Here is a 2,977-nt window from a genome sequence, read left to right on the forward strand (position 1 = left end):
ATCCGGCGTACGAATACGAATCCCGCAATATGTGGAACCTCCCCATTCAGCGCGTCTCGTATTCCGACCGCCAGCGCGGCGACCTTATCTATTACGACAATGGGTACGGCACCATCATCCACGTTGCCATCTACCTGGGCGATGACAAGGTTATTGAGGCGTGGCCGCCGTCTGTCACGGTTATGTCGACGGTGAATGGCATCCATCCCCATGTATATGGCGTGCAGCGACCGTTCGCTTAGGCAATACGTCCCCTAGGGGTTTATATGGAAAGAAACGGCATGGGAGCAGCGTTTTCCATGCCGTTTTTGCTATTTGGAATTCCCGTTAAGTCTTCCGCTTATTTGTAATGGCGCGTCCGCTCGGTTTATAGTAGTGCGCGTGAATTGGTGAAGCCGTCGCTCGAATGGCTTCCGAAGAAAGGTTGCATACCATGCGTGTTGAGTTTTCTCCCCCCGATATTACTCAGGCTGAAATCGACCAGGTTGTCGAGGCTTTGAAATCGGGCTGGATCACCACCGGCCCCAAAACGAAAGAGCTCGAGCGTGAGGTTGCCCAGCTTTGCGGCACCAACAAAGCGTGCTGCCTGAATTCCGCTACTGCGGCGCTCGAGATGTGCCTGCGCCTGCTCGGCATCGGTGAGGGCGACGAGGTCATCGTGCCCGCGTACACCTACACTGCAACGGTGAGCCCCGTATGCCACGTTGGTGCAACGCCCGTTATGGTCGATGTCGCTCCCGGCAGCTACCAAATGGACTACGACGCCATGGAGGCCGCAATCACCGAGCGCACGAAGGCTGTTATCCCCGTCGACCTTGGCGGCGTTCCGTGCGATTACGACCGCATTTTCGCGGCTGTGGAAGCCAAGCGCGACTTGTATCATCCCGCAGAGGGCCTGCAGCAGGCGTTCGACCGTTGCATCGTGATTACCGATGCTGCCCATGCCTACGGCGCGTCGTACAAGGGTACGCCGGTTGGCTCTGTGGCCGACTTCTCTTCGTTCTCGTTCCATGCCGTGAAGAACTTCACCACGGCCGAGGGCGGCGCGCTCACGTGGCGTTCTCGCGAAGGCATCGACGACGAAGCTGTGTACAAGCAGCTGCAGCTGTTCTCGCTGCACGGCCAGAGCAAAGACGCCCTGTCGAAGATGAAGCTCGGCTCGTGGGAATACGACGTGGTGGCGCCGTATTTCAAGTGCAACATGACCGATGTGCTGGCAGCTATTGGCCTGGGCCAGCAGTCTCGTTACAAAGAGCTGCTTGCTCGTCGCCACGAAATGCTCGTGCATTACTCCGATGCGCTTGCCAGCGAAAAGGTGCAATTCCTGCATCATTTCGACGGGGACATCACTTCGTCGGGCCACTTGTGCCTGGCGCGCCTTGTGGGCAAGTCTCGTGCGTTCCGCGACCTGTTCATTGAAAAAATGGCTGAACGAGAAGTGGCATGCAACGTGCATTACAAGCCCCTTCCGATGCTCACTGCATATAAGAACCTTGGCTTCGATATCGCCAATTACCCGAATGCGCTCGCGCAGTTCGAGAATGAGGTTTCGCTGCCGCTGAACACCAAGATGACTGACGAGATGGTCGACTACGTTATCGCCTGCTTCGGCGAAGCGTATGCCGAATGCGAGGCCGCGGGTGTATAAGCACTTCTTTAAGCGCGTGCTCGATATCGTGCTTGGCCTTATTGCGCTTCCGTTCGTGCTTATCGTGTTCATCGTGTTCGCGCCGATGATTTATCTGGAAGACAAGGGCCCCGTTTTCTACAACGCGCCTCGCGTCGGAAAGAATGGCAAGCCGTTCGTTATGTACAAGTTTCGTTCCATGTACGTGAACGCACCCGATTTGAAGATGGAAGACGGCAGCACCTACAACGGTGCCGATGACCCGCGCATGACGAAGATCGGCGCGTTTATGCGCAAGACGTCGCTCGATGAGTTCCCTCAGTTCCTGAATGTGCTGAAGGGCGACATGAGCATTATTGGTCCGCGTCCCGATTTGGATTCTGAAATGGCCTTGTACCAAGGCGATGAAGGTCGCAAGCTCGAAGTGACGCCGGGCATTACGGGCTACGCCCAGGCATACGGCCGCAATTCGCTGCCGTGGCACGATAGGCTTGCCCTCGACGTGTATTACGTCGACCATTTGTCGTTCTTGCTTGACGTGAAGATCTTTTTCAAGACCTTCGCTACAGTGTTCAAGCAAGAGGGCATTTACGTGGAGCAGGAAGATTAGTTCTTCCGAACTCGGCGAACAGTATCCAGTCGCGGCAAACATGGCCGCGAACGGAAGAGGCATCAAGGCGACTTGGTGCCTCTCTTGGTATAATCGCCCAAGCTGATGCCTATTCCGAAACGAGCTTTACGATGAAGAAGTCCCAAATCATTTCACTTTTCGCTGCGGCGGCGTTTGCCGTCGCCGTGCCAAGCGCGGCGTTCGCGCTCGACGCCGACGCGTGTGGCGACCAGGTTCCCGATGCGCTTGAGCAGAAAACAGCTGATTCCGCGAATTCTGCCGATTGGTTCGAGGGAGGGGCGCCTTCGGCCGCTTCCGCTGCTGCGCCTTCGCAAGAGCCGGTCGGTGCGTCGCAGGCCAAGCCTGCCGGCGAGCTGGCGACAAACGAAGCGACCCAGGGCGATTCTGGCGAGCAAGGCGAACAGCCCTCGTATAGCGAGGGGTGGAACGCTGTTGGCTCCGACTGGTATTTCGTGCGCAATGGAGCGCTCGTCTCGGGCTGGGAATACATCAACGGCCACTGGTACTGGTTCGATTCCTCGGCGGGCTGCAAAATGGCTACGGGCTGGATAGAGCTTTCGGGTTCGCGCTATTACTTGGCGCAGGGCGGCGACTTCCAGGGCGCCATGGCCACGGGTTGGCTTTACGATGGCGGCGCCTGGTATTACGCGAAGGCTTCAGGCCATATGGCTGGCGGCTGGGAATACATCAACGGCCACTGGTACTGGTTCGATTCCGAT

General features: G+C 57.3%; 3 protein-coding genes and 1 pseudogene. All 4 read left to right on the forward strand.

All coding sequences use genetic code 11. From position 1 onward, the window contains the following. Positions 1-242: NlpC/P60 family protein (locus ACWI8T_RS09205; RefSeq protein WP_449138725.1), on the forward strand; the 242-nt coding region annotated here is incomplete at its 5' end. A gap of 191 nt (positions 243-433) precedes the next feature. Beyond that, positions 434-1,648, forward strand: a complete 1,215-nt coding sequence (locus ACWI8T_RS09210) for a DegT/DnrJ/EryC1/StrS family aminotransferase (RefSeq protein ID WP_449138726.1) — start codon at positions 434-436, stop codon at positions 1,646-1,648. Further along, positions 1,641-2,237 carry a sugar transferase gene (locus ACWI8T_RS09215; protein ID WP_114615943.1) on the forward strand — a complete coding sequence of 199 codons (597 nt, stop codon included), beginning with the start codon at positions 1,641-1,643 and terminating at the stop codon, positions 2,235-2,237. The genes ACWI8T_RS09210 and ACWI8T_RS09215 overlap by 8 nt, the downstream gene beginning before the upstream one ends. Positions 2,238-2,368: 131 nt before the next feature. Further along, positions 2,369-2,977, forward strand: a pseudogene (locus ACWI8T_RS09220) (hypothetical protein); the annotation flags it as partial.

This window comes from Slackia sp., assembly GCF_977041755.1.